Raw genomic sequence first — 2,333 nt, forward strand, 5'->3', positions numbered from 1 at the left:
GATCGGGATCATCGCGCTGCCGATAGGGTTGCTGATGATCGCCGGGGAACTCGACATCTCGGTCGGTGCCGTGATCCCCGCAGCGTCGCTTACCGCTGCCATCGTCTCGGGTCACTATGGGCTGCCCGACTGGCTTGGCATAACGGCCGCACTTGGCGTCGGCCTCGCTGTCGGCCTCCTCAACGGGCTGTTCGTGACGAGAACGACCATCCCTTCGCTCATAATCACCATTGGCACCATGTTCCTCACGATGGGTCTGACACTAGGTCTCACCGTCAAGATCGCTGGCAGCACCGGCGTCTCGCTTGTGCCGGACCCGCTTACCAAGGCAATCCTGGGCGACTATCTCGGCGGCATGTTTCAAGTCACAATCCTGTGGTGGGTGGTGTTCGTGATTGGCCTGTTCTGGCTATTGCACATCTCCCCGTTGGGCAACTGGATATATGCACTCGGTGGCGACAAGGAGAGCGCGCGCAACGTTGGCATTCCGACCAAACGGCTGACCATCGGTCTGTTCATGCTGTCCGGCTTCAGCGCCGCTTTCGTTGGGGTCAGCGAGGTGATGGTCTACCAGAGTGCGCAGGTTCTGGCCGGTCAGTCCTTCATCTTCAATTCCATCATGTGTGTGGTCATCGGGGGCGTTCTGCTCACGGGCGGCTTCGGCTCGATCGTTGGCATCGTGTTTGGCACGATTACCTTCTCGATCGTGAACCAAGGCATCTACTTCACGAGCATGGATCCCAACATCGGAAGCGTCATAATCGGCGCGCTTCTTTTGATCGCGGTGCTGACAAACGACACCTTCCGGCAGCTGGCGCTCAGCTATTCGTCGAAGAAGGGGGGACCGACATAATGGACGCAATCAAATCGGTGCTGCGCCGTCCCGAGGCCGGCTCGATCCTCAGTCTCGTCGGCGTGGTGTTGTTCTTCGTTCTGTTCGGCGGCGCCAGTTTGGGCACGCTGGTTGGCGCGGCGAGTTGGGTCAATTTCGCGGCAAATCTCGGCATTGTCGCCATTCCCGTCGGGCTGCTGATGATCGCTGGCGAACTCGACATTTCGATCGGCGCGTTGATCCCCGCCGGTTCAATGACCACCGCCATCCTGACCGGCTACTACGGGCTGCCCATCTCGGTAGGGATCGCTGGGGCGCTGGCTGTCGGCGTGGCGGTCGGCCTGGTCAACGGCCTGCTCACGATCCGAACCTCGGTGCCTTCGCTGATCATCACGCTGGCCACGCTGGTCGCCATGCAGGGGGTGGTGCTAAGTGCCTCCGTGCTTCTGACCGGCAATGCCAGCGTTGCCCTAACGGCGCCGGACTGGGCGAAATTCCTCTTCGGACAGTTGATCGGTGGCAGTCACCAGGTCATCATCGTCTGGTGGCTGGCGTTCGCCGCTGTCATAGGCTTCGCTCTTCACAAGACCCGCTACGGCAATTGGCTGTTTGCAATGGGCGGCGACAAGGTCAGCGCCCGCAACGCCGGCATTCCGACGAACCGCATGACAATTGCGCTGTTTGTGTTGTCCGCGGTCAGCGCCACGTTCGTCGGCATCTGTCAGGCGATCCTGTTCAACTCCGCCCAGGTCTCCGGCGGCATGAGCTTCATCTTCAATGCCATCGTGTCCGTGGTGGTGGGCGGTGTGCTGCTTACCGGCGGTTTCGGTTCGGTTATTGGTATCTTCGTGGGCACCATCACCTTCGCCATCGTCAGCCAGGGCATCTACTTCACCCAGATCGACCGAAACTGGTCGAACCTGATTATCGGTGTGATGCTCCTGCTGGCCGTGCTGATGAACCAGTCGTTCCGCGACTTGGCTCTGTATTTCAGACCGCGGCGTGGGCGAGACCTGCCGCGGGAGCCAGCAAACCCATGAGAAACGAGTTGCCACAGGAGCCGTGCCCGGCGGTCGCGATCAACGAGCATCGTGCTTCTATGAACACGGTCGCCGATCAATCGCATCAGCCAAGCCGGTTCGCAGATGAAGAGGTGAGCACGCCATGAACGACAAACCTGCCATTCTCGAGCTGAAAAGCGTCAACAAATCCTTCGGTCCGATCGATGTCCTGCACGATATTTCGCTGAAGGTGCGCGCCGGCGAAGTGCTTTGTCTGCTCGGTGACAACGGCGCCGGCAAGTCGACCCTCATCAAAACGCTGGCCGGTGTCCACAAGCCCAGCAGCGGCCAGATACTGATGGATGGTCAGCCGGTGACCTTCACCGGGCCGAGTGACGCGCAGGGACGGGGCATCGCCACGGTGCATCAGTTCGGCGGCACGTTCCCGCTGATGAGCATCGGGCGGTCCTTCTTCGTCGGCGTCGAGCCGACCAAAGGTT

The 2,333-nt window shown here is 60.6% G+C and carries 3 protein-coding genes; all 3 read left to right on the top strand.

Annotation, left to right across the window (positions count from 1 at the left end; translation table 11 throughout):
- The coding region (locus NKJ94_RS37205; protein WP_352532733.1) for an ABC transporter permease at nucleotides 1–853 on the top strand (853 nt) is incomplete at its 5' end.
- Nucleotides 853–1,872, top strand: coding sequence for an ABC transporter permease (locus NKJ94_RS37210; protein ID WP_352532735.1), 1,020 nt, complete (start codon nucleotides 853–855; stop codon nucleotides 1,870–1,872). The genes NKJ94_RS37205 and NKJ94_RS37210, both read left to right, overlap by 1 nt.
- Before the next feature lie 124 nt (nucleotides 1,873–1,996).
- The coding region (locus NKJ94_RS37215; RefSeq protein WP_352532737.1) for an ATP-binding cassette domain-containing protein at nucleotides 1,997–2,333 on the top strand (337 nt) is incomplete at its 3' end.

The sequence above is a fragment of the Mesorhizobium sp. M0060 genome, assembly GCF_040323155.1.
Lineage (GTDB): Bacteria > Pseudomonadota > Alphaproteobacteria > Rhizobiales > Rhizobiaceae > Mesorhizobium.

Excerpts from the sequence above, each read along its gene's own strand:
- NKJ94_RS37210 (WP_352532735.1), top strand. The coding sequence starts at position 853 with ATGGACGCAATCAAATCGGTGCTGCGCCGTCCCGAGGCCGGCTCGATC.